Source organism: Pseudomonas sp. SZ57 (assembly GCF_009495975.1).
Lineage (GTDB): Bacteria > Pseudomonadota > Gammaproteobacteria > Pseudomonadales > Pseudomonadaceae > Aquipseudomonas > Aquipseudomonas syringae.
This window is the reverse complement of record NZ_WIBD01000004.1, coordinates 168,594-188,074: the sequence shown is the minus strand read 5'-3', so window position 1 is coordinate 188,074 and position 19,481 is coordinate 168,594. Positions and strand designations below refer to the sequence as shown.

16 protein-coding genes are annotated in these 19,481 nt (G+C 60.5%); 12 read left to right on the top strand and 4 right to left on the bottom strand.

Annotated features, from left to right (window positions below; translation table 11 throughout):
* Positions 1-28: 28 nt before the first annotated feature.
* Both GE543_RS08025 and GE543_RS08020 read right to left on the bottom strand, forming a co-directional pair.
* Entirely contained in the window at positions 29-2,221 is a 2,193-nt protein-coding gene (locus GE543_RS08025; RefSeq protein WP_153221159.1) for a bifunctional diguanylate cyclase/phosphodiesterase, read from the bottom strand.
* Positions 2,222-2,284: 63 nt separating this feature from the next.
* Positions 2,285-3,157: a LysR family transcriptional regulator gene (locus tag GE543_RS08020; RefSeq protein WP_153221158.1), complete on the bottom strand. Its 873-nt coding sequence runs from the start codon at positions 3,155-3,157 to the stop codon at positions 2,285-2,287.
* A 145-nt stretch (positions 3,158-3,302) separates the two neighbouring features.
* Between GE543_RS08020 and leuC the strand changes: the two genes are divergently transcribed.
* The 9 genes from leuC (at position 3,303) to GE543_RS07975 (ending at position 13,375) form a co-directional block, all read left to right on the top strand.
* Positions 3,303-4,727 carry a 3-isopropylmalate dehydratase large subunit gene (gene leuC, locus GE543_RS08015; protein WP_003316525.1) on the top strand — a complete coding sequence of 475 codons (1,425 nt, stop codon included), beginning with the start codon at positions 3,303-3,305 and terminating at the stop codon, positions 4,725-4,727.
* A gap of 10 nt (positions 4,728-4,737) precedes the next feature.
* On the top strand, positions 4,738-5,379 hold the full coding sequence (gene leuD, locus GE543_RS08010) for a 3-isopropylmalate dehydratase small subunit (RefSeq protein ID WP_153221157.1): 642 nt from the start codon (positions 4,738-4,740) through the stop codon (positions 5,377-5,379).
* 155 nt (positions 5,380-5,534) lie between these two features.
* Positions 5,535-6,617, top strand: coding sequence for a 3-isopropylmalate dehydrogenase (gene leuB / locus GE543_RS08005; protein WP_153221156.1), 1,083 nt, complete (start codon positions 5,535-5,537; stop codon positions 6,615-6,617).
* Between the two features lie 70 nt (positions 6,618-6,687).
* Positions 6,688-7,800 (top strand): aspartate-semialdehyde dehydrogenase, encoded by a 1,113-nt coding sequence (gene asd, locus GE543_RS08000; protein ID WP_153221155.1) that lies wholly within the window; start codon positions 6,688-6,690, stop codon positions 7,798-7,800.
* A 180-nt stretch (positions 7,801-7,980) separates the two neighbouring features.
* The gene (locus GE543_RS07995) at positions 7,981-8,994 is read left to right on the top strand and encodes a 2-dehydro-3-deoxygalactonokinase (protein WP_153221154.1); all 1,014 of its coding nucleotides are present in this window, start codon (positions 7,981-7,983) and stop codon (positions 8,992-8,994) included.
* A 1-nt stretch (position 8,995) separates the two neighbouring features.
* The gene (locus tag GE543_RS07990; protein WP_153221153.1) at positions 8,996-9,631 is read left to right on the top strand and encodes a 2-dehydro-3-deoxy-6-phosphogalactonate aldolase; all 636 of its coding nucleotides are present in this window, start codon (positions 8,996-8,998) and stop codon (positions 9,629-9,631) included.
* Between the two features lie 39 nt (positions 9,632-9,670).
* A complete protein-coding gene (gene dgoD / locus GE543_RS07985) occupies positions 9,671-10,849 on the top strand; it encodes a galactonate dehydratase (protein WP_371927119.1) in 1,179 nt (392 codons plus the stop codon).
* A gap of 326 nt (positions 10,850-11,175) precedes the next feature.
* Positions 11,176-12,486 carry an MFS transporter gene (locus GE543_RS07980; protein WP_046236863.1) on the top strand — a complete coding sequence of 437 codons (1,311 nt, stop codon included), beginning with the start codon at positions 11,176-11,178 and terminating at the stop codon, positions 12,484-12,486.
* Positions 12,487-12,565: 79 nt separating this feature from the next.
* The gene (locus tag GE543_RS07975; RefSeq protein WP_153221151.1) at positions 12,566-13,375 is read left to right on the top strand and encodes an IclR family transcriptional regulator; all 810 of its coding nucleotides are present in this window, start codon (positions 12,566-12,568) and stop codon (positions 13,373-13,375) included.
* Between the two features lie 11 nt (positions 13,376-13,386).
* On the opposite strand, the gene GE543_RS07970 is transcribed toward GE543_RS07975, so the two are convergent.
* Positions 13,387-14,439, bottom strand: coding sequence for an NAD(P)-dependent alcohol dehydrogenase (locus GE543_RS07970; protein ID WP_003406175.1), 1,053 nt, complete (start codon positions 14,437-14,439; stop codon positions 13,387-13,389).
* 179 nt (positions 14,440-14,618) lie between these two features.
* Here GE543_RS07970 and GE543_RS07965 point away from each other — a divergent pair, with 179 nt between their 5' ends.
* Positions 14,619-15,524, top strand: a complete 906-nt coding sequence (locus GE543_RS07965; RefSeq protein WP_153221150.1) for an AraC family transcriptional regulator — start codon at positions 14,619-14,621, stop codon at positions 15,522-15,524.
* 51 nt (positions 15,525-15,575) lie between these two features.
* Here the strand turns inward: GE543_RS07965 and GE543_RS07960 are convergent, their stop codons facing one another.
* Positions 15,576-17,231, bottom strand: a complete 1,656-nt coding sequence (locus GE543_RS07960; RefSeq protein ID WP_249723799.1) for an electron transfer flavoprotein-ubiquinone oxidoreductase — start codon at positions 17,229-17,231, stop codon at positions 15,576-15,578.
* A gap of 519 nt (positions 17,232-17,750) precedes the next feature.
* Here GE543_RS07960 and GE543_RS07955 point away from each other — a divergent pair.
* Together GE543_RS07955 and GE543_RS07950 are read left to right on the top strand one after the other, a co-directional pair.
* On the top strand, positions 17,751-18,500 hold the full coding sequence (locus GE543_RS07955) for an electron transfer flavoprotein subunit beta/FixA family protein (RefSeq protein ID WP_003394537.1): 750 nt from the start codon (positions 17,751-17,753) through the stop codon (positions 18,498-18,500).
* Positions 18,501-19,430 carry an electron transfer flavoprotein subunit alpha/FixB family protein gene (locus GE543_RS07950; protein WP_003366683.1) on the top strand — a complete coding sequence of 310 codons (930 nt, stop codon included), beginning with the start codon at positions 18,501-18,503 and terminating at the stop codon, positions 19,428-19,430.
* The last annotated feature ends 51 nt before the right edge of the window (positions 19,431-19,481 follow it).

The following is a 19,481-nucleotide window of genomic DNA, read 5'->3' as shown; positions in this document are numbered from 1 at the left end:
AGAAGGCGCCTGCGGGGCGCCTTCTTTTTTAGTCCTGATGTGCGGTTTGCTGCGCAGGCCGCTTGAGCTGCAGCAATGACTCGAACTGCGGGCCTGGCAGCGGCTCGCTGAACAGATAGCCTTGATAGGTGTAGCAGCCGACTTTTTCCAGAAATGCCAACTGCTCCGAGGTTTCCACGCCTTCCGCGATCACGTTCAGGTTGAGGCTCTGCGCCATGGCGACGATGGCGCGGATGATTTCTGCGTCATTGGGGTCGCTGGTGGCATCCTGGACGAAGGACTGGTCGATCTTCAGCGTATCCACCGGCAAGCGCTTGAGATAGGTCAGGGACGAATAGCCGGTGCCGAAATCATCCATCGCAAAGCTGACGCCCAGCGCCTTTAAGCTGAGCATCTTGAGGATGGTGTCGTCCAGGTTCTGGATGACGATACCTTCGGTGATTTCCAGCTTGAGCATGGACGCAGGCAACTGATTCAGGGTCAGGCTGCGCTCCACGCGCTCGATGAAATCGTGCTGGAGAAACTGCCGCGGGCTGATATTGACGCCCATCAGAAATCTGTTTTCCGGGATCAGCCCCTGCCTTAACAGCAGGCCTCCGGTTTTGCAGGCTTCGTTCAGAATATGGCTGCCGACCTCCAGAATCATGCCGCTTTCTTCAAGTATCTGCACGAACTGATCAGGCGCCAGCAAGCCGTATTCGGGGTGTTGCCAGCGCAGCAGGGCCTCGGCCCCGGTGATGTATTCGTTGCGACAGTCGACCTGGGCCTGGAAGTGCAGGTGAAATTCGTTGCGGGTCAGGGCCAGGCGCAAGTCATTTTCCAGGCGCAGACGCTGGCTGACGGCCTGTTGCATGGACACATGGAAAAACTGTGAAGCGTTGCGCCCGCAATCCTTGGCCCGATACAGGGCAATATCGGCACGCTTGAGCAGATCGGCCGGGGTCAACCCATCATCCGGAATCAGCACCACGCCGATGCTCGGGGTGACCTGCAGACGATGGCCGTCGAGAAACATCGGTTCGGCCAGCAGGTTGCGCAGGTTGTCGGCCAGCTCCCGCACTTGCCGGGTGACCTCGTCCTGCGAGCCTTCCAGGCCACAGATCAACACCACGAATTCGTCGCCGCCCAAGCGGGCTACGGTGTCTTCCTGGCGCACGCTGGCTTCAAGGCGCGCGGCGATGATGCTCAGAACGCTGTCGCCCACCGGGTGGCCAAGCGAGTCATTGATGTGCTTGAAATGGTCCAGATCGAGAAACAGCAGGGCGCCGCGCAGGTTCTGGTGCTGAAGCAGCGACACTTGCTGGCTCAGACGGTCGAGCAGCAGTGCGCGGTTGGGCAGCCCGGTCAGCGGGTCGTGATAAGCCAGGTGCTGAATCTGCGCCTGGGCATTTTTAAGCGCGCCGATGTCGCGGGCGTTCATCAACAGGCAGGCGGTGTTGTTCAAGGTAATGAACTCGACCGATATATCCAGCACCAGCGGTGCGCCATGCTTGTCTCGACCGTCCATTTCCCGGTGATGCACGCGGCCTTTCTGGCGCAGTTCTTCAAGCATGTGTTCGCGCTGCAAGGTGTCGGTCCAGATACCGACCTCGTGCGCTGTACGGCCGAGCACTTCCTGCGCGCTGAAACCGGTCAGGCGAGTAAAACCATCGTTGACCTCGACATAGCGGCCCGAGTCGATTTCAGTGATGGTGATCGAGTCGGGGCTTGAATGAAACGCCTTGGCAAATTTTTCCTCGCTGGCCTCCAGAGCGATCTGCGCGCACTGTTGAGTAATGTCCATGAGCGTGCCGGACAGCCTGACGGGCTGGCCCTGTTCATCCCGGTAAATCCGCGCGCGGCCTTCAAGCAGGCGTGACGCTCCGTTTTTCAACTTGAACCGGTAGGTGACTTGCAGGCAGTCCTGCCCGGTTTCGAGTGCCACGGCATAGATCGCGCGCATTCGACGGCGCTCTTCGGCAGGCAGGCTGCCGAAGAACTGCCCGCCAGACTCGTCGAAGAGCCGTGCCGGCATGCCGTGCAACAGCGCCGCGCGTGCCGAAGCCTGCAGCCGGTTGCGGACGATATCCAGATCCCAGGTGCCCATTTGCGCCAGGTCCAGCGCCAGCTCCAGGCGATCACGGGTTTCCTGCAGGGCCCGCTCTGCGTCCGTCAGCGGCAGCCTGGCAGAGGCCGTCTGTGCGGTGGCTTTCGGCGCGGCGTTATCCGGTGGGTTGGGCATGGTATCCGAGCCTTTGATCGATGGAGCCGCCAGAGTGATCTGTCTGCGGCCTGCAGCCTCTATTCACTGTGTCTGCGCATCGAGCAGTTTCATGAATGCCCGTGCCGCATTCGATAGCGTGCGTTCGGTGTGCAGGATGTAGCCTAGCTGGCGATTGAGCTGCACGCCCGGCAGCGGAATGCGCGCCACCTGCTCGTCGAGCATGGTGCGCGGCAGAACGCTCCAGGCCAGGCCGATGGAAACCATCATCTTGATGGTCTCCATATAGTTGGTGCTCATGGCGATGTTGGGCTTGAGGCCCTGGGCCTCGCACAAGCCGCTGACAATGTGATGGGTAAACGTGTTACCGCCGGGAAATACCGCCGGATAGCGCACAATATCCTCCAGCTTCATCGGGCCGCTGTTGGCCAGCGGGTGCTCGGGTGCAGCGACGAAATCCAGCGGATCGTCCCAGACGGGCACGGCGCGGATCAGTGCATGCGGCTCGGGCGCCAGTGTAATGACTGCCAACTCGGCGCGCCCGTGAAGAATTTCTTCATAAGCGATTTCCGAATCCAGGAACTGAATGTCCAGTGCAACCTTCGGATAAGTGCGGGTAAAGGCCCGCAATATCGGTGGCAAACGGTGCAGGCCGATGTGATGGCTGGTCGCCAGAGTCAGTCGCCCGGTGACTTCCCCGGTCAGGTTGGTCAGTGCCCGGCGGGTGTCATCCAGCACGTTGAGAATCTGGTAGGCGCGCGGCAGCAGGGCGCGTCCGGCCTCGGTCAGACTGACTTCGCGGCCCAGGCGATCGAACAGGCGCACGTTGAGTTGCAACTCCAGTCCGGCAATGCGCTTGCTGATGGCTGGTTGGGTCAGGTAAAGGCGTTCGCCTGCACCGGAGAAGCTACCGGTCTCGGCGATGGCGATAAAGGCATTGAGGTTGGCCAGGTCCATGGTCAGATTCCAGTTGGTTATCCAAAGTATGAAAATTATGAATTTGAGTTATTTAAGCATATTCCATAGGATGACCGCACAAGCCAAAGGGTCATCGCCACGATTGCCCAAGGCATAGAAAGAAGCTGATGAGGAAGTACGTCCGATGGCCGGGAAAACGCTCTACGACAAGCTCTGGGATTCGCATTTGGTCAAACAGCGCGACGACGGTTCGGCGCTGATCTACATTGACCGTCATATCATCCACGAAGTGACCTCGCCGCAGGCGTTCGAAGGTCTGCGGCTGGCGAAGCGCAAGCCGTGGCGGATCGACTCGATCATCGCCACGCCTGACCATAACGTGCCGACCACCGCGGAACGCAAGGGTGGCATCGGTGCCATCGAGGATCAGGTGTCGCGCTTGCAGGTGCAGACCCTCGACGACAACTGCGACGAGTACGGCATCACCGAATTCAAGATGAATGACCCGCGCCAGGGCATCGTCCACGTGATCGGCCCGGAGCAGGGCGCAACCCTGCCAGGCATGAGTGTGGTCTGCGGCGACTCGCACACCTCTACCCACGGCGCGTTCGGTGCGCTGGCCCACGGCATCGGCACTTCCGAGGTCGAGCACGTGCTGGCCACTCAGTGCCTGGTCGCCAAGAAAATGAAGAACATGCTGGTCTCGGTCGAAGGGCAATTGCCGTTCGGCGTGACGGCCAAGGACATCGTACTGGCGGTGATCGGCAAGATCGGCACCGCAGGCGGTAACGGTTACGCCATCGAATTCGCCGGCAGCGCGATTCGCGACCTGTCGATCGAAGGGCGCATGACCATCTGCAACATGTCCATCGAAGCGGGCGCGCGGGTTGGCATGGTGGCCACCGACGAGAAGACCGTCGAGTACGTCAAAGGCCGACCGTTCGCACCCAAGGGCGCGGAGTGGGACCTCGCTGTCGAAGCCTGGAAGGACCTGGTGTCCGACCCGGACGCTGTGTTCGATACCGTGGTCAAGCTGGACGCCGCACAGATCAAGCCGCAGGTCAGTTGGGGCACCTCGCCGGAAATGGTCCTGGCGGTCGATCAGAACGTGCCGGACCCTGCGCAAGAGCCGGATCTGGTCAAGCGTGGCTCCATCGAGCGTGCGCTCAAGTACATGGGCCTGAAAGCCAATCAGCCGATTACCGATATCCAGCTGGACCGGGTCTTCATCGGTTCCTGCACCAACTCGCGCATCGAAGACTTGCGCGCCGCTGCGGACGTTGCCAAAGGTCGCAAGGTGGCTTCAACCATCAAGCAGGCCATCGTGGTGCCAGGCTCGGGGCTGATCAAGGCGCAGGCCGAGAAGGAGGGGCTGGACAAGGTGTTCATCGAAGCCGGCTTTGAATGGCGTGAACCGGGCTGCTCCATGTGCCTGGCGATGAACCCGGACCGCCTGGGTTCCGGCGAGCACTGCGCGTCGACCTCCAACCGTAACTTCGAAGGTCGTCAGGGGGCCGGTGGCCGCACGCATCTGGTGAGCCCGGCGATGGCCGCTGCCGCTGCGGTGAATGGCCGTTTCATCGATGTTCGCGACCTGATCCAGCACTGAGGAGTCCCGTATGAAAGCCTTTACCCAGCACCATGGCCTGGTCGCTCCTCTGGATCGTGCCAACGTCGATACTGACCAGATCATTCCCAAGCAGTTTCTCAAGTCGATCAAGCGCACCGGCTTCGGCCCGAACCTGTTCGATGAATGGCGTTATCTGGACGTGGGGCAGCCGTATCAGGACAATTCCAAGCGTCCGCTGAACCATGATTTCGTCCTCAACCACGAGCGTTACCAAGGTGCCAGTGTGTTGTTGGCCCGGGAAAACTTCGGCTGCGGCTCGAGCCGCGAACACGCGCCGTGGGCACTGGAAGAGTACGGTTTCTGGGCAATCATTGCGCCGAGCTACGCGGACATCTTCTTCAACAACAGCTTCAAGAACGGCTTGTTGCCGATCATCCTGTCCGAGGAAGACGTCGATCAACTGTTCAAGCAGGTGGAAGCCGAGCCCGGTTATCAGTTGAGTATCGATCTGCAGGCGCAGACCGTGACCCGCCCGGATGGCAAGGTGCTGAGCTTTGAAATCGATGCGTTCCGCAAGCATTGCCTGCTCAATGGTCTGGACGACATTGGCCTGACGCTGATGGACGCCGAGGCCATTGCCGGTTTCGAGAGCAGGCACCGCGCCAGCCAGCCGTGGTTGTTCCGCGACTGATCGGTTGATTGATCGACAGCGGATGCATGTTTGCCAGTAAGGTGTAATTGCGCCTTGCTGGCAAAAGTGTTTTGGCCGGACGCTAAATTTTCTGTGGTATTGAGCGTTTCAAGCAGGCGTTGTCAAAGACGCCGATGCACAAAATCGAGGATGTTATGAGCAAGCAGATTCTGATTCTCCCAGGTGATGGTATTGGTCCGGAAATCATGACCGAAGCGGTCAAGGTGCTGGAACTGGCCAACGAAAAGTATCAACTGGGCTTTGAATTGACCCACGACGTGATCGGCGGCGCGGCCATCGACAAACACGGCGTGCCGCTGGCCGATGAAACCCTGGAGCGTGCCCGTGCGGCCGATGCCGTGCTGCTCGGCGCCGTCGGTGGCCCGAAATGGGACACCATCGAGCGCGACATCCGTCCTGAGCGCGGTCTGCTGAAAATCCGTTCGCAACTGGGCCTGTTCGGCAACCTGCGTCCGGCGATCCTTTATCCGCAACTGGCCGATGCGTCGAGCCTGAAGCCGGAAATCGTCGCCGGCCTGGATATCCTGATCGTTCGCGAGTTGACCGGTGGCATTTATTTCGGCGCGCCACGCGGCACGCGCGTGCTGGATAATGGCGAGCGTCAGGCCTACGACACGCTGCCGTACAGCGAAAGCGAGATCCGCCGCATTGCCAAAGTCGGTTTCGACATGGCCATGGTGCGTGGCAAGAAGCTCTGCTCGGTGGACAAGGCCAACGTTCTGGCGTCCAGCCAGCTGTGGCGCGAAATCGTCGAGCAGGTTGCCAAGGATTACCCTGAAGTCGAACTGAGCCACATGTACGTCGACAACGCTGCCATGCAACTGGTGCGTGCACCCAAACAGTTCGATGTGATCGTGACCGACAACCTGTTCGGCGACATTCTTTCCGATCAGGCGTCGATGCTCACCGGCTCCATCGGCATGCTGCCGTCGGCCTCGCTGGACACGGCCAACAAGGGCATGTACGAGCCATGTCACGGCTCGGCGCCGGACATCGCCGGCAAAGGCATTGCCAACCCGTTGGCGACCATTCTGTCGGTGTCGATGATGCTGCGTTACAGCTTCAATCTGACCGATGCAGCCGACGCTATCGAAAAGGCTGTCAGCCTGGTTCTGGATCAGGGTATCCGCACCGGCGACATCTGGTCGGAAGGCAACGTCAAAGTCGGTACGCAGGAAATGGGCGATGCGGTAGTCGCCGCGCTGCGGAATCTGTAATCTCTCTGGCCCGCCGCCTGCTGTGTACGCGCAGAGCGGCGGTCCCACTTTTATTCAAGGTGTAGTTGCGATGAAACGTGTAGGTCTGATCGGTTGGCGTGGCATGGTCGGTTCCGTGCTCATGCAGCGGATGCGGGAAGGGCAGGACTTCGATCTCATTGAGCCGGTGTTCTTCACTACTTCCAATGTCGGTGGCCAGGCGCCTTCGGTGGGCAAGGATGTTGCGCCCCTGAAAGATGCCTACAGCATCGACGAGCTGAAAACCCTGGACGTGGTGCTGACCTGCCAGGGTGGCGACTACACCAATGAGGTGTTCCCCAAGCTGCGCGAAGCCGGCTGGCAGGGTTACTGGATCGATGCGGCGTCCAGCCTGCGCATGCAGGATGACGCGGTCATCGTGCTGGACCCGGTGAACCGCAAGGTCATCGACCAGCAACTGGACGCGGGCACCAAGAACTATATCGGTGGCAACTGCACCGTCAGCCTGATGCTGATGGGCCTGGGTGGTCTGTTCGATGCCGGTCTGGTCGAGTGGATGAACGTCATGACCTATCAGGCGGCCTCCGGCGCCGGCGCGCAGAACATGCGTGAGCTGATCCGGCAAATGGGCGCGGTGCATGCTTCGGTGGCCGATGATCTGGCCAATCCGGCCAGCGCCATTCTGGACATCGACCGCAAGGTGGCTGAAGCCATGCGCAGCGAGTCGTTCCCTACCGAGAACTTCGGCGTGCCGCTGGCGGGCAGCCTGATCCCTTGGATCGACAAGGCGCTGCCAAACGGCCAGAGCCGCGAAGAGTGGAAAGGCCAGGCCGAGACCAACAAGATCCTCGGTCGCTTCAAGAGCCCGATCCCGGTGGACGGCATCTGCGTGCGCATCGGTGCCATGCGCTGCCATAGCCAGGCGCTGACCATCAAGCTGAACAAGGATGTGCCGATTGCGGACATCGAAGGCTTGATCAGCCAGCACAACCCGTGGGTCAAACTGGTGCCGAACAACCGCGAAGCCAGCATGCACGAGCTGAGCCCGACGGCGGTGACCGGCACCATGAGCATTCCGGTGGGGCGTCTGCGCAAGCTGAACATGGGTTCGCAGTACCTGGGCGCTTTCACCGTGGGTGACCAGCTGTTGTGGGGCGCTGCGGAGCCGCTGCGTCGCATGCTGAGAATCCTGCTGGAGCGTTGAGACTTCGGTTTCACAGCAAACCCGCTTTCCGAAAGGGAGGCGGGTTTTTTAATGCCTGATACTTTTGATTGATCGCCCTTTGTCCCTATATATGGGATTGAAATTTACATATTGAGATAAGTGTAACAACAGGTTTATAGTCGTCCTGCACTCACTTCCAAAAAAACAACAGGTGACGCAATGCAGGCGCAATTGATCGCGCTCGATTGGGGGACAACCTCACTTCGTGCTTATCGACTTGGCGAACATGGCCAGGTACTGGAACAGCGCGCATTGAGCGCGGGCATCATGCAGTTGCCAACCACGCCGCGGCTGATCGCGGGGCAGTTCTGCAGTGACGGTTTCGAACTGGCCTTTGACCAGGCGTGCGGCGACTGGCTCGATGCCCAGCCGGATCTGCAGGTGATTGCCTGCGGCATGGTCGGCAGCGCGCAGGGCTGGCGCGAGGCGGCTTACCGGGAAACGCCGGCCAGCGTCAACGAACTGAGCGCAGCGTTGCAGACGGTACGCAGCGTGCGCGGCGTGCGCGGCGTGACGGTACACATCATCCCCGGCGTCCTGCAGCGCTCGACCCTGCCCAACGTCATGCGTGGCGAAGAAACCCAGGTGCTGGGTGTGCTGGCAGGGCTCGAAGAAGGGCAGGGCAGCCAGCCTCTGCTGATCGGTCTACCGGGCAGCCACTCCAAATGGGTGCAGGTAGAGCGCGGTCGCATCGTTCACTTCGATACCTTCATGACCGGCGAGGTCTACGCCGCGCTCTGCGCCCACACCATTCTCGGACGCACCATGCAGCCTGCCGAGGCGTTCGATGAGCAGGCGTTTGACCGCGGCTTGTCGATTGCCCTGTCTGACGCGGGCTCCGCGGGGCCGCTGTCGACCATTTTCAGCACGCGAACGCTCGGCCTGACCGGGCAGTTGGCTGCCGGTGCGCAACCTGACTATCTTTCCGGACTGTTGATCGGCCATGAACTGGGCGCCATCGCCAGGCTGCATCTGCACAACCACGAACAATTGCCTGCGGTGATCCTCATCGGCAGCGATTCGCTGTGCACGCGCTATGCACGCGGGCTGGCCGTTTGTGGCTTTCCCGGGGTGACATTGGCCGAGCAGGCGACCGAGCGTGGCCTGTGGCAGGTCGCCGTTCAGGCCGGTCTGATCGCGCGCCGCTCGTCCCAACACATTCGAGAGGTTTGACATGCTCAAGCAAGCATTGAAAGAAAATGGTCTGGTCGCGATTTTGCGCGGCCTGCGTCCCGAAGAAGCGCCTGCCGTGGGCGATGCGCTGTACGAAGCGGGGTTTCGGGTCATCGAAGTGCCGCTCAACTCCCCGCAACCGTTCGACAGCATCCGCCTGTTGCGTCAGCAATTGCCTGCCGATTGCCTGATCGGTGCTGGCACCGTGCTCACCGCTGAGCAGGTGACTCAGGTCAAGGATGCTGGCGGGCAGGTGATCGTCATGCCGCACAGTGACGCCAAGGTACTGCGTGCGGCCAAGGCGGCCGGGCTGTTCCTGTCGCCAGGGGTCGCAACGCCGACCGAAGCTTTTGCGGCACTGGCCGAAGGCGCCGATGTGCTCAAGCTGTTTCCTGCCGAGCAGATGTCGCCTGCAGTGGTCAAGGCGTGGCTGGCGGTCCTGCCCAAGGGCACGATCCTGCTGCCGGTCGGTGGGATTTCGCCGGACAACATGAAGGTATTTCTCGACGCCGGCGTGAAGGGTTTTGGTCTGGGCTCGGGGCTGTTCAAACCCGGCATGAGCGTCGCAGACGTCACCGCGCGTGCTCAGGCCTATGTGGCGGCCTGGAAGCAGCACAGTGCAGCGCTTGCAGACTGATCGACCCGGCAGACGCCGCCGTGCAGTAGCCGCTATCCAATAAGAGAATCAACAAGAGAAACCGCACCCATGAAAATCACCAAACTCACCACGTTCATCGTTCCGCCGCGCTGGTGCTTCCTCAAGGTCGAGACTGACGAGGGCGTTGTCGGCTGGGGCGAGCCAGTGGTCGAAGGCCGCGCGCATACCGTCGCCGCCGCGGTGGAAGAGCTGTCCGATTACCTGATCGGCAAAGACCCGCGCAACATTGAAGACATCTGGACCGTGCTGTACCGCGGCGGCTTCTACCGCGGCGGCGCGATTCACATGAGTGCGCTGGCCGGCATCGATCAGGCGTTGTGGGACATCAAGGGCAAGGCGCTGGGTGTGTCGGTCAGTGATCTGCTCGGCGGTCAGGTGCGTGACAAGATTCGCGTCTACTCGTGGATCGGCGGTGATCGGCCCGCCGACACGGCGCGCGCCGCCAAGGACGCGGTGGAGCGCGGTTTTACGGCGGTGAAGATGAATGGCACCGAAGAGCTGCAGTTTCTCGACACTTTCGACAAGGTCGACCTGGCGCTGGCCAACGTGGCCGCTGTGCGTGATGCCGTGGGGCCGAATGTCGGCATTGGTGTGGACTTCCACGGCCGGGTCCACAAGCCGATGGCCAAGGTGCTGATGAAAGAGCTGGACCCGTACAAGCTGATGTTCATCGAAGAGCCGGTGCTCAGCGAGAACTATGAAGCACTGAAGGAACTGGCGCCGCTGACCAGTACGCCGATTGCGCTGGGCGAGCGGCTGTTCTCGCGCTGGGACTTCAAGCGCGTATTGAGCGAAGGCTACGTCGACATCATCCAGCCGGATGCCTCACACGCCGGTGGCATTACCGAAACCCGCAAGATCGCCAACATGGCTGAAGCCTACGACGTCGCACTGGCGTTGCACTGCCCGCTGGGGCCTATCGCGCTGGCGGCGTGCCTCCAGCTGGACGCGGTTTGCTACAACGCCTTCATCCAGGAGCAGAGCCTGGGTATCCACTACAACGAAAGCAACGACCTGCTCGATTATGTCAAGCACCCGGAAGTCTTCGACTACGACAAAGGCATGGTCAAGATCCCCAACGGCCCCGGCCTGGGCATCGAGATCAACGAAGAGTACGTCATCGAACGCGCCGCCATCGGCCACCGCTGGCGCAACCCGATCTGGCGTCATGCGGATGGCAGTTTTGCGGAGTGGTAGAACAGCAAATCCGCTAACCATCGTTTAGGCGCTCTGCGCTCATCGCCATACATAAGTCCTGAAGAGCCTGGAAAATGGGCGTTCAGGCTTCTGCCCGCAGGGCGTAGGAGCGAACTTGTTCGCGAACAGGCCGACATGTTCTCTGAAAATGTTTCGTTTGAACAATTGTCTTCGCGAACAAGTTCGCTCTTACGGCCTTCGGCCAGAATCCAAAGCGCACTTGCGTATAACGATGAGCGCTCTGCGTGGGAACGAGAATCGGCGTGCCTTCAGCTCGGTTATATCGAAACACAGACCTCAATAAATCCAACAAGAGGCTACATTCCATGCGCACTCGAACTCTGGAGGGTGCGGCATCCCTGGTGACGCCGTCCCGCAAACGTTTCTTTATCATGGTGCTGCTGTTCATCACCGTAGTGATCAACTACCTGGACCGCAGCAACCTGTCGATTGCCGCACCAGCGCTGACCTCCGAACTGGGCCTTGATCCGGTGCATGTCGGGCTGATCTTTTCCGCGTTCGGCTGGACCTACGCCGCCATGCAACTGCCCGGGGGCTGGCTGGTGGACCGCGTGCCGCCGCGCATTCTCTATACCGCAGCCCTGCTGCTGTGGTCCATCGCGACCATCATGCTCGGCTTCGCCGCCAGCTTCATCGCCCTGTTCGTACTGCGCATGGCGGTCGGTGCGCTGGAAGCACCTGCCTATCCGATCAATAGTCGCGTGGTCACCACCTGGTTTCCCGAGCGCGAGCGAGCCACCGCCATCGGCGTCTACACCTCCGGGCAGTTCGTCGGCCTGGCATTTCTGACCCCGGTACTGGCCTGGTTGCAGGCGCACTACGGCTGGCACATGGTGTTTGTCGCCACCGGTGGGGTCGGCGTGCTGTGGGCGCTGATCTGGTACACGGTGTATCGCGAGCCACGTGATTTCAAAGGCGTCAATCAGCAGGAAATCGAGCTGATTCAGGCGGGCGGCGGGCTGGTGGACATCCAGAAGGACGTCGAAAAACAGAAGCAGGCGTTCAGCTGGCTGGACCTGGGCATTGTGTTGAGCAAGCGCAAGCTGTGGGGCATCTACCTGGGGCAGTTCTGCCTGAACTCGACGCTGTGGTTTTTTCTGACATGGTTCCCGACCTACCTGGTGAAATACCGGGGCATGGACTTCATCAAGTCCGGCCTGCTGGCGTCGTTGCCGTTCCTCGCCGCATTTGTCGGTGTGCTGTGCTCGGGCTTCTTCTCCGACTGGCTGATCCGCCGCGGGCATAGCGTAGGCTTTGCACGCAAGTTGCCGATCATTGCCGGGCTGCTGATCTCGACCTCGATCATCGGTGCCAACTTTGTCGACTCTACGCCGCTGGTGATCACCTTTCTGGCGCTGGCGTTCTTCGGCAACGGTCTGGCGTCGATTACCTGGTCGCTGGTCTCGACCCTGGCACCGGCGCGCCTGCTGGGCCTGACCGGTGGCACGTTCAATTTCATCGGCAACCTTTCTGCCATCGCCACCCCGATCGTGATTGGCTTTCTGGCGTCGGGAGACTCGTTCGCGCCTGCCATCACTTACATTTCGGTCCTGGCGCTGCTGGGCGCGCTGTCGTACATCCTGCTGGTAGGAAAAGTGGAGCGTATCGAGCTCTGATGTCGACGCATCCGGACGCAGGCGGCGATAATGCCGCCGGTTTTCGATCCGAACCCTTTTGATCCGAGCAAGGCCTCTCATGCACAACGATTCGACCACCCCTGAAAAGATTACCGGCAAGGATTCCGTACCCACCGGGACTCAGACCTTGCTGCGCGGGCTGGGGGTGGTGCAGGCGGTTGCCGGTGGCGCACGGGACCTCAAGGAGATCGCCCGGCTGATCGGCACCACGCGCAGCACCACGCACCGTCTGGCCAGTTGCCTGGTCGAGGCGCGTTACCTGCGCATCGTTCCTCAGGTGGGCTATCTGCTTGGGCCGAAACTGATCGAGCTGGGGTTTCAGGCGCGTGAAGAGGTGCCCCTGGCGATGCTGGCCCGGCCGTATCTGGATCGCTTGTCCGAGCTGACCGGCGATACCGTGCATCTGGCAGTACGGGAAGGGGACGACGTGCTCTATCTGCACAAGAATCCCGGTCGCAATGGGCCGGAAATGCGTTCGCGGGTCGGGCATCGGATGCCGCTGGTACGCACCGGTATCGGCAAGGCGCTGCTGCTGGACAGTGCTCAGTCCGAGTGGCAACGGCTGTATGACATCAGCATGCCGAGCACAGGCAGACATCCGCTATGGCCTGCTCATGAGCAGCAAACCTGGGAGCAGCTTAAGGAACGGCGGGAGGAGTACGTAGAAGGAGGGTATGCATTCGATCTGGAGGACAACGAACCGTCGATACGTTGTGTCGCAGCGCCGGTACGTGATGCCAGCAAACAGATCGTTGCCGGCATCAGTGTCGCCAGTACCGTGCCCTACATGCCGCTGGAGAAGATGGCCGAGCTGGTTCCGCTGATCAAAACCATCGCAGCGGAACTCTCGGCCGATCTCGGCGGCTGATCGGCAGTCGATCAGGCCTTCAGCGTGGCCATGTCGATTACGAAGCGGTACTTCACGTCACCGGCCAGCATGCGCTCGTAGGCTTCGTTGATGTTGCGGATATCGAGCATTTCGATGTCGCAGGTGATGTCGTTCTCGGCGCAGAAATCCAGTACTTCCTGAGTTTCCGCGATACCGCCGATCAACGAACCAGCCAGCACGCGACGGCTCATCACCAGATTGGCTGCGTGTACTGGCGGCTCGATCGGCTCGATCAGGCCGACCAGGATGTGTGCGCCGTCGAAACGCAGGGTTTCCAGGTAGGGGTTCAGGTCGTGCTGCACCGGAATGGTGTCGAGCAGGAAGTCGAAGTGCCCTGCAGCAGCCTTCATCTGTTCAGCGTCGGTGGACACGATCACATGATCGGCGCCTTGACGATGTGCTTCCTGAGCCTTGGCGGCGGAGCGGGTGAACAGGGTCACTTCAGCGCCCATGGCCTTGGCGAACTTGATGCCCATGTGGCCCAGACCGCCCATGCCCAGAATGCCGACCTTGTCGCCCGCCTTGACGCCGTAGTGCTTGAGCGGCGAATAGGTGGTGATACCTGCGCAGAGAATAGGCGCAGCAGCGGCAGGGTCGAGTTTTTCCGGGACGCGCACGACGAAGTGCTCGGCGACCACGATGCTGTTCGAGTAACCGCCCATGGTGTTGCTGCCGTCCACGCGGTCCGGCGTTGCGTAAGTCATGGTCGGGCCTTCCAGGCAGTACTGCTCGAGGTCCGACTTGCAGGCCGAGCATTCGCGGCACGAATCGACCATGCAGCCGACACCGACCATGTCACCGACCTGGTACTGGGTTGCACTGCTGCCGGTGGCAGTGACGCGACCGACAATTTCGTGGCCCGGCATCAGCGGGTAGACGGCGATGCCCCATTCGTTGCGTGCCTGGTGAATATCAGAGTGGCAGACGCCGCAATAAAGGATTTCGATGGCAACGTCGTCGGCACGCAGAGCGCGACGTTCGAAGGTCATCGGGGCGAGGGGAGCGGTAGCTGACTGTGCGGCGTAACCGATAGCTGTGTACATGTTTGACCTCGCAAGATGTAACGGAAGAGAGGCGAACCATTGTCCTGATACGGGCCCTTCGCGGCTATGGTGAATCCTCCGTGTTTCATGCCTATTCCTCCGGCCTGATATTTCAGGGTCGGCGCTGAGGCGCAAATCTGCGATGATACGGCTGTCTGTTTCTCTGTCAGGCTGTGCCCATGACCTCATCTGTTGTGCCGGATGGCAATGCCACCCTCGTTTCCCTGATCCAGCCGCTGGCGGTGCGTCCGGGGTTTGTCGCTACGCCGTTGCCGGAGGTCCGCGTGCTTTCGGCGTTTGGTTACGTCGCCAGCAGCCCGCAGATCTACGAGCCGAGCCTGATGATTGTGGTGCAGGGCAGCAAGGTCGCGTGCCTGGGGCCGCGCACGTTCGAATACGGCACCGGGCATTACCTGATTCAGGCGCTCTCTGTGCCATTCAAGTGCGAAACCTTCGCCACTCCGGAAAAGCCGCTTTACGGCGTTTCAGTGGCCATCGACCGCGTATTGCTCGGTGAGCTGGTGCAGGCGATGGGCCCGGTCACCGGGCACGAGAGTCAGGTGCAGACGCCGGAGTCCATGACCTCGGTGCGCATCGACAACACCATGCGCGACAGTGTCGAGCGTCTGCTGCGTTGTCTGCATGATCCGCTGGAGTGTCAGGCCATGGGCCAGGCACGGATTCGCGAGGTGCTGTACACCGCGCTGCGCGGACCGCAGTCGGGGGTGTTGCGTGCGCTGGTCGAACAGCAGGGGCAGTTCGCACGAATTGCCTCGGCCGTGACCTACCTGCATGAGCATTATGACCACGCGTTGAACGTCGACACGCTGGCCAGTTGCGCGAACATGAGCACGTCGACCTTTCATGAGCATTTCAAGCGCAGCACGCTGTTGTCGCCGGTGCAGTACCTCAAGCGTCTGCGCCTGCTCAAGGCTCAGCAATTGCTGGTGGCCGAGGGCCTGGGGGTGGCGCAGGTCGCGTTGAAGGTCGGCTATCAAAGCGCGTCGCAGTTCAGTCGTGAATACAAGCGCTATTTCGAGCGCAGCCCGGGGGAGGAGAGCAGCAACCTGCGTGTCCCCGCCTGAATGAAAAAAAGCCCCGAAAGGGGCTTTTTCTGTTGAGGCTTGCTGCGACCGTTACATATTCGGGTAGGTCGGGCCGCCAGCGCCTTCCGGTGCCACCCAGGTGATGTTCTGCGACGGGTCCTTGATGTCGCAGGTCTTGCAGTGCACGCAGTTCTGCGCGTTGATCTGGAAGCGTTTCTCGCCGTCTTCCTTGGTGATGACTTCATACACGCCAGCCGGGCAATAACGCTGAGCCGGCTCGTCATACAGCGGCAGGTTCTTGCTGATCGGGATGCTCGGATCGGTCAGCTTCAGGTGGCAGGGTTGTTCCTCTTCATGGTTGGTGCTGGAGAGGAATACTGAACTGAGCTTGTCGAAGCTGAGCTTGCCGTCGGGTTTCGGGTAATCGATCTTCTTCGAGTCGGCTGCGAGCTTTAGGCAGGCGTAGTCCGGCTTGGTGTCGTGCAGCGTGAACGGCAGCTTGCCACCGAAAATGTTCTGATCGATGAAGTTGAATGCGCCGCCCTTGATCGCGCCGTACTTGTGGATCGCCACGCCAAAGTTACGGCTGGCGAACAGTTCTTCATGCAGCCAGCTGGCCTTGAAGGCGTCCACGTAGGAGTTCAGCACGTCGCCGCCTTCCTTGCCGGCGAGCAGCGCGTCGGCTACAGAATCGGCAGCCAGCATGCCTGACTTCATGGCCGTATGGCTGCCCTTGATCTTGGCAAAATTCAGCGTGCCCAGATCGCAGCCGATCAGCGCGCCGCCTGGGAAGACCATCTTCGGCAGGGAGTTCAAGCCGCCCTTGGCAATCGCGCGGGCACCGTAGCTGATGCGCTTGCCGCCTTCCAGGTACTGCTTGACGACCGGGTGATGCTTGTAGCGCTGGAATTCGTCGAACGGCGAGAGGTACGGATTGCTGTAGGACAGGTCGATGATCAGGCCGACCACGACCTGATTGTTTTCCAGGTGGTAAAGGAACGAGCCGCCCGGATTGTCATCGTTCAGCGGCCAGCCTGCGGTGTGAACCACCAGCCCCTGTTCATGTTTTGCCGGGTCGACTTCCCAGATTTCCTTGAGGCCGATAGCGTAATGCTGCACGTCGGCTTCGTCGTCGAGCTTGAAGCGCTTGAGCAGCTGCTTGCCGATGTGACCACGGCAGCCTTCGGCGAACAGCGTGTACTTGGCGCGCAGTTCCATGCCGGGGGTGTACAGGCCTTCCTTCGGATTGCCTTCGCGGTCGACACCCAGGTCGCCGGTGACGATGCCGCGTACCACGCCGTTTTCGTCGAACAGCGCTTCCTGTGCGGCAAAGCCCGGATAGATTTCGACACCGAGGTTTTCAGCCTGCTGCGCCAGCCAGCGGCACAGGTTGCCCAGCGAGATGATGTAGTTGCCATGGTTGTGCATGGTCTTGGGGACGAAAAAGTCCGGTATTTTCTGAGCTTTTTCGGCATCGCGCAGCACGTAGATGTCGTCGCGCTTGACCGGCGTGTTGAGCGGAGCGCCCAGTTCCTGCCAGTTGGGGAACAGTTCATTCAGTGCGCGGGGCTCGAACACGGCACCGGAGAGGATGTGTGCACCGACTTCGGAGCCTTTTTCCACCACGCAGACGCTGATTTCCTGGCCAGCTTCAGCGGCCTTCTGTTTAAGGCGGCAAGCGGCAGAAAGCCCGGACGGGCCGGCTCCGACGATAACGACGTCGAATTCCATGTATTCGCGTTCCACAGGCTATCTCCTACTCTCAAGGCTCACGGTGTTTTTATGGGCACTGCTTTTTTAGTCGCTGCAGGCCGACGCATGGAGGTATTGAACCGCCCCGTCTTTTAATGGTTCGCATTATATCTACACCACTGCGCGGGTCCAATACAAACGTTTGTTTGAATCGGCCGCAGGCCAGATAAATCAAAGACACCAGACTCGGAACTGGCCGATTTGGCGTATTGACCGGAAAAGGCGTTGCGGTCAATATACGGGCGGTTTTGCGTTTGCCGTAGGCTGAAACGAGGTTCCCGGATTGCGGGCAATCTCTCAAAAGGCATCAGGCAGACGCGCTGCAGGCAACAGGTCAACGTCGCACGGCGCATTTTACACACCCAGCCGCTGCTTGACGGGTGACTCCCGGCTTTTATATGGCTTTTTAAAGCCGTCCGAATGGCCTGCACGCATAGCGATTGCTTGTTGAGGACACATATCGATCGCCTGGTGCCGCCGGGCGACTTCTTTTCACCGGAGAGTGAGGAATCCATGAAGGTTCTTGTAGCTGTCAAACGAGTGGTCGACTACAACGTCAAGGTTCGCGTCAAGGCGGACAACTCCGGCGTCGATCTTGCCAACGTCAAAATGTCCATGAACCCGTTCTGCGAAATCGCCGTTGAAGAGGCGGTTCGTCTTAAAGAGAAGGGTGTAGCCACCGAAATCGTCGTCGTCACCATCGGCCCGACCACCGCTCAGGAACAACTGCGTACCGCCCTGGCACTGGGTGCCGACCGTGCCGTGCTGGTCGAGTCCGCCGAGGAACTGACTTCTCTGGCCGTGGCCAAGCTGCTCAAGGCCGTGGTCGACAAGGAGCAGCCACAACTGGTGATCCTTGGCAAACAGGCCATCGACAGTGATAACAACCAGACCGGCCAGATGCTGGCTGCGTTGAGCGGCTACCCGCAGGGTACGTTCGCATCCAAGGTTGAAGTGACCGGTGACAAGGTCGCCGTAACCCGTGAAATCGACGGCGGCCTGCAGACTGTTTCCCTGAGCCTGCCAGCCATCGTGACCACGGACCTGCGTCTGAACGAGCCACGCTACGCTTCGCTGCCCAACATCATGAAGGCCAAGAAGAAGCCGCTCGAAGTGCTGACCCCGGATGCACTGGGCGTTTCCACGGCCTCGACCAACAAGACCCTCAAGGTCGAAGCGCCGGCTGCACGCAGCGCCGGCATCAAGGTCAAGTCGGTGGCTGAACTGGTCGAGAAACTGAAAAACGAAGCGAAGGTAATCTAAATGACGATCCTGGTTATCGCTGAACACGACAATGCGACCGTAGCCCCGGCTACGCTCAACACCCTTGCTGCTGCCCAGAAGATCGGCGGTGACATTCATTTGCTGGTGGCCGGTTCCGGCGTGAGCGCCGTTGCCGACGCAGCCGCCAAAATTGCCGGTGTGACCAAGGTCCTGGTGGCCGATCACGAAGCCTACGCGCACCAACTGCCTGAAAACATCGCACCGCTGGTCGTGGAGCTGGCTGCGGGCCATAGCCATGTTCTGGCCGCGGCAACGTCCAATGGCAAGAACATCCTGCCGCGCGTCGCCGCTCAGTTGGATGTCGATCAGATCTCCGAGATCGTTTCGGTGGTTTCCGCCGACACCTTCACGCGTCCGATCTACGCCGGTAACGCCATCGCCACCGTGCAGTCGACGGCTGCGGTCAAGGTCATCACCGTACGTGCCACCGGCTTCGACCCGGTGGCTGCAGAGGGTGGCTCGGCCGCTGTTGAAGCGGTTTCGGCTGCTCACGATGCCGGCAAGTCTAGCTTCGTCGGTGAAGAGCTGGCCAAATCCGATCGTCCGGAGCTGACAGCAGCGAAGATCGTCGTTTCCGGTGGTCGCGGCATGCAGAACGGTGACAACTTCAGGCACCTGTACACGCTGGCCGACAAGCTCGGTGCGGCAGTGGGCGCTTCCCGTGCTGCGGTCGATGCCGGTTTCGTACCCAACGACATGCAGGTCGGTCAGACCGGCAAGATCGTTGCTCCCCAGCTGTACATCGCGGTCGGTATTTCCGGTGCCATTCAGCATCTGGCCGGTATGAAGGATTCCAAGGTGATCGTTGCGATCAACAAGGATGAAGAGGCGCCGATCTTCCAGGTCGCCGATTACGGTCTGGTGGCTGACTTGTTCGAAGCCATCCCTGAGCTGGAGAAGCTGGTTTAAGCCACGCGCTTCCACTATAAAGAGAACCCGTTCCATTCGGGGTTCGCGCAC

Bases quoted from the DNA above. Each gene is read 5' to 3' on its own strand.
- GE543_RS08025 (WP_153221159.1), bottom strand. From the start codon at position 2,221: ATGCCCAACCCACCGGATAACGCCGCGCCGAAAGCCACCGCACAGACG.
- GE543_RS08020 (WP_153221158.1), bottom strand. From the start codon at position 3,157: ATGGACCTGGCCAACCTCAATGCCTTTATCGCCATCGCCGAGACCGGT.
- leuC (WP_003316525.1), top strand. From the start codon at position 3,303: ATGGCCGGGAAAACGCTCTACGACAAGCTCTGGGATTCGCATTTGGTC.
- leuD (WP_153221157.1), top strand. From the start codon at position 4,738: ATGAAAGCCTTTACCCAGCACCATGGCCTGGTCGCTCCTCTGGATCGT.
- leuB (WP_153221156.1), top strand. From the start codon at position 5,535: ATGAGCAAGCAGATTCTGATTCTCCCAGGTGATGGTATTGGTCCGGAA.
- asd (WP_153221155.1), top strand. From the start codon at position 6,688: ATGAAACGTGTAGGTCTGATCGGTTGGCGTGGCATGGTCGGTTCCGTG.
- GE543_RS07995 (WP_153221154.1), top strand. From the start codon at position 7,981: ATGCAGGCGCAATTGATCGCGCTCGATTGGGGGACAACCTCACTTCGT.
- GE543_RS07990 (WP_153221153.1), top strand. From the start codon at position 8,996: ATGCTCAAGCAAGCATTGAAAGAAAATGGTCTGGTCGCGATTTTGCGC.
- GE543_RS07980 (WP_046236863.1), top strand. From the start codon at position 11,176: ATGCGCACTCGAACTCTGGAGGGTGCGGCATCCCTGGTGACGCCGTCC.
- GE543_RS07975 (WP_153221151.1), top strand. From the start codon at position 12,566: ATGCACAACGATTCGACCACCCCTGAAAAGATTACCGGCAAGGATTCC.
- GE543_RS07970 (WP_003406175.1), bottom strand. From the start codon at position 14,439: ATGTACACAGCTATCGGTTACGCCGCACAGTCAGCTACCGCTCCCCTC.
- GE543_RS07965 (WP_153221150.1), top strand. From the start codon at position 14,619: ATGACCTCATCTGTTGTGCCGGATGGCAATGCCACCCTCGTTTCCCTG.
- GE543_RS07955 (WP_003394537.1), top strand. From the start codon at position 17,751: ATGAAGGTTCTTGTAGCTGTCAAACGAGTGGTCGACTACAACGTCAAG.
- GE543_RS07950 (WP_003366683.1), top strand. From the start codon at position 18,501: ATGACGATCCTGGTTATCGCTGAACACGACAATGCGACCGTAGCCCCG.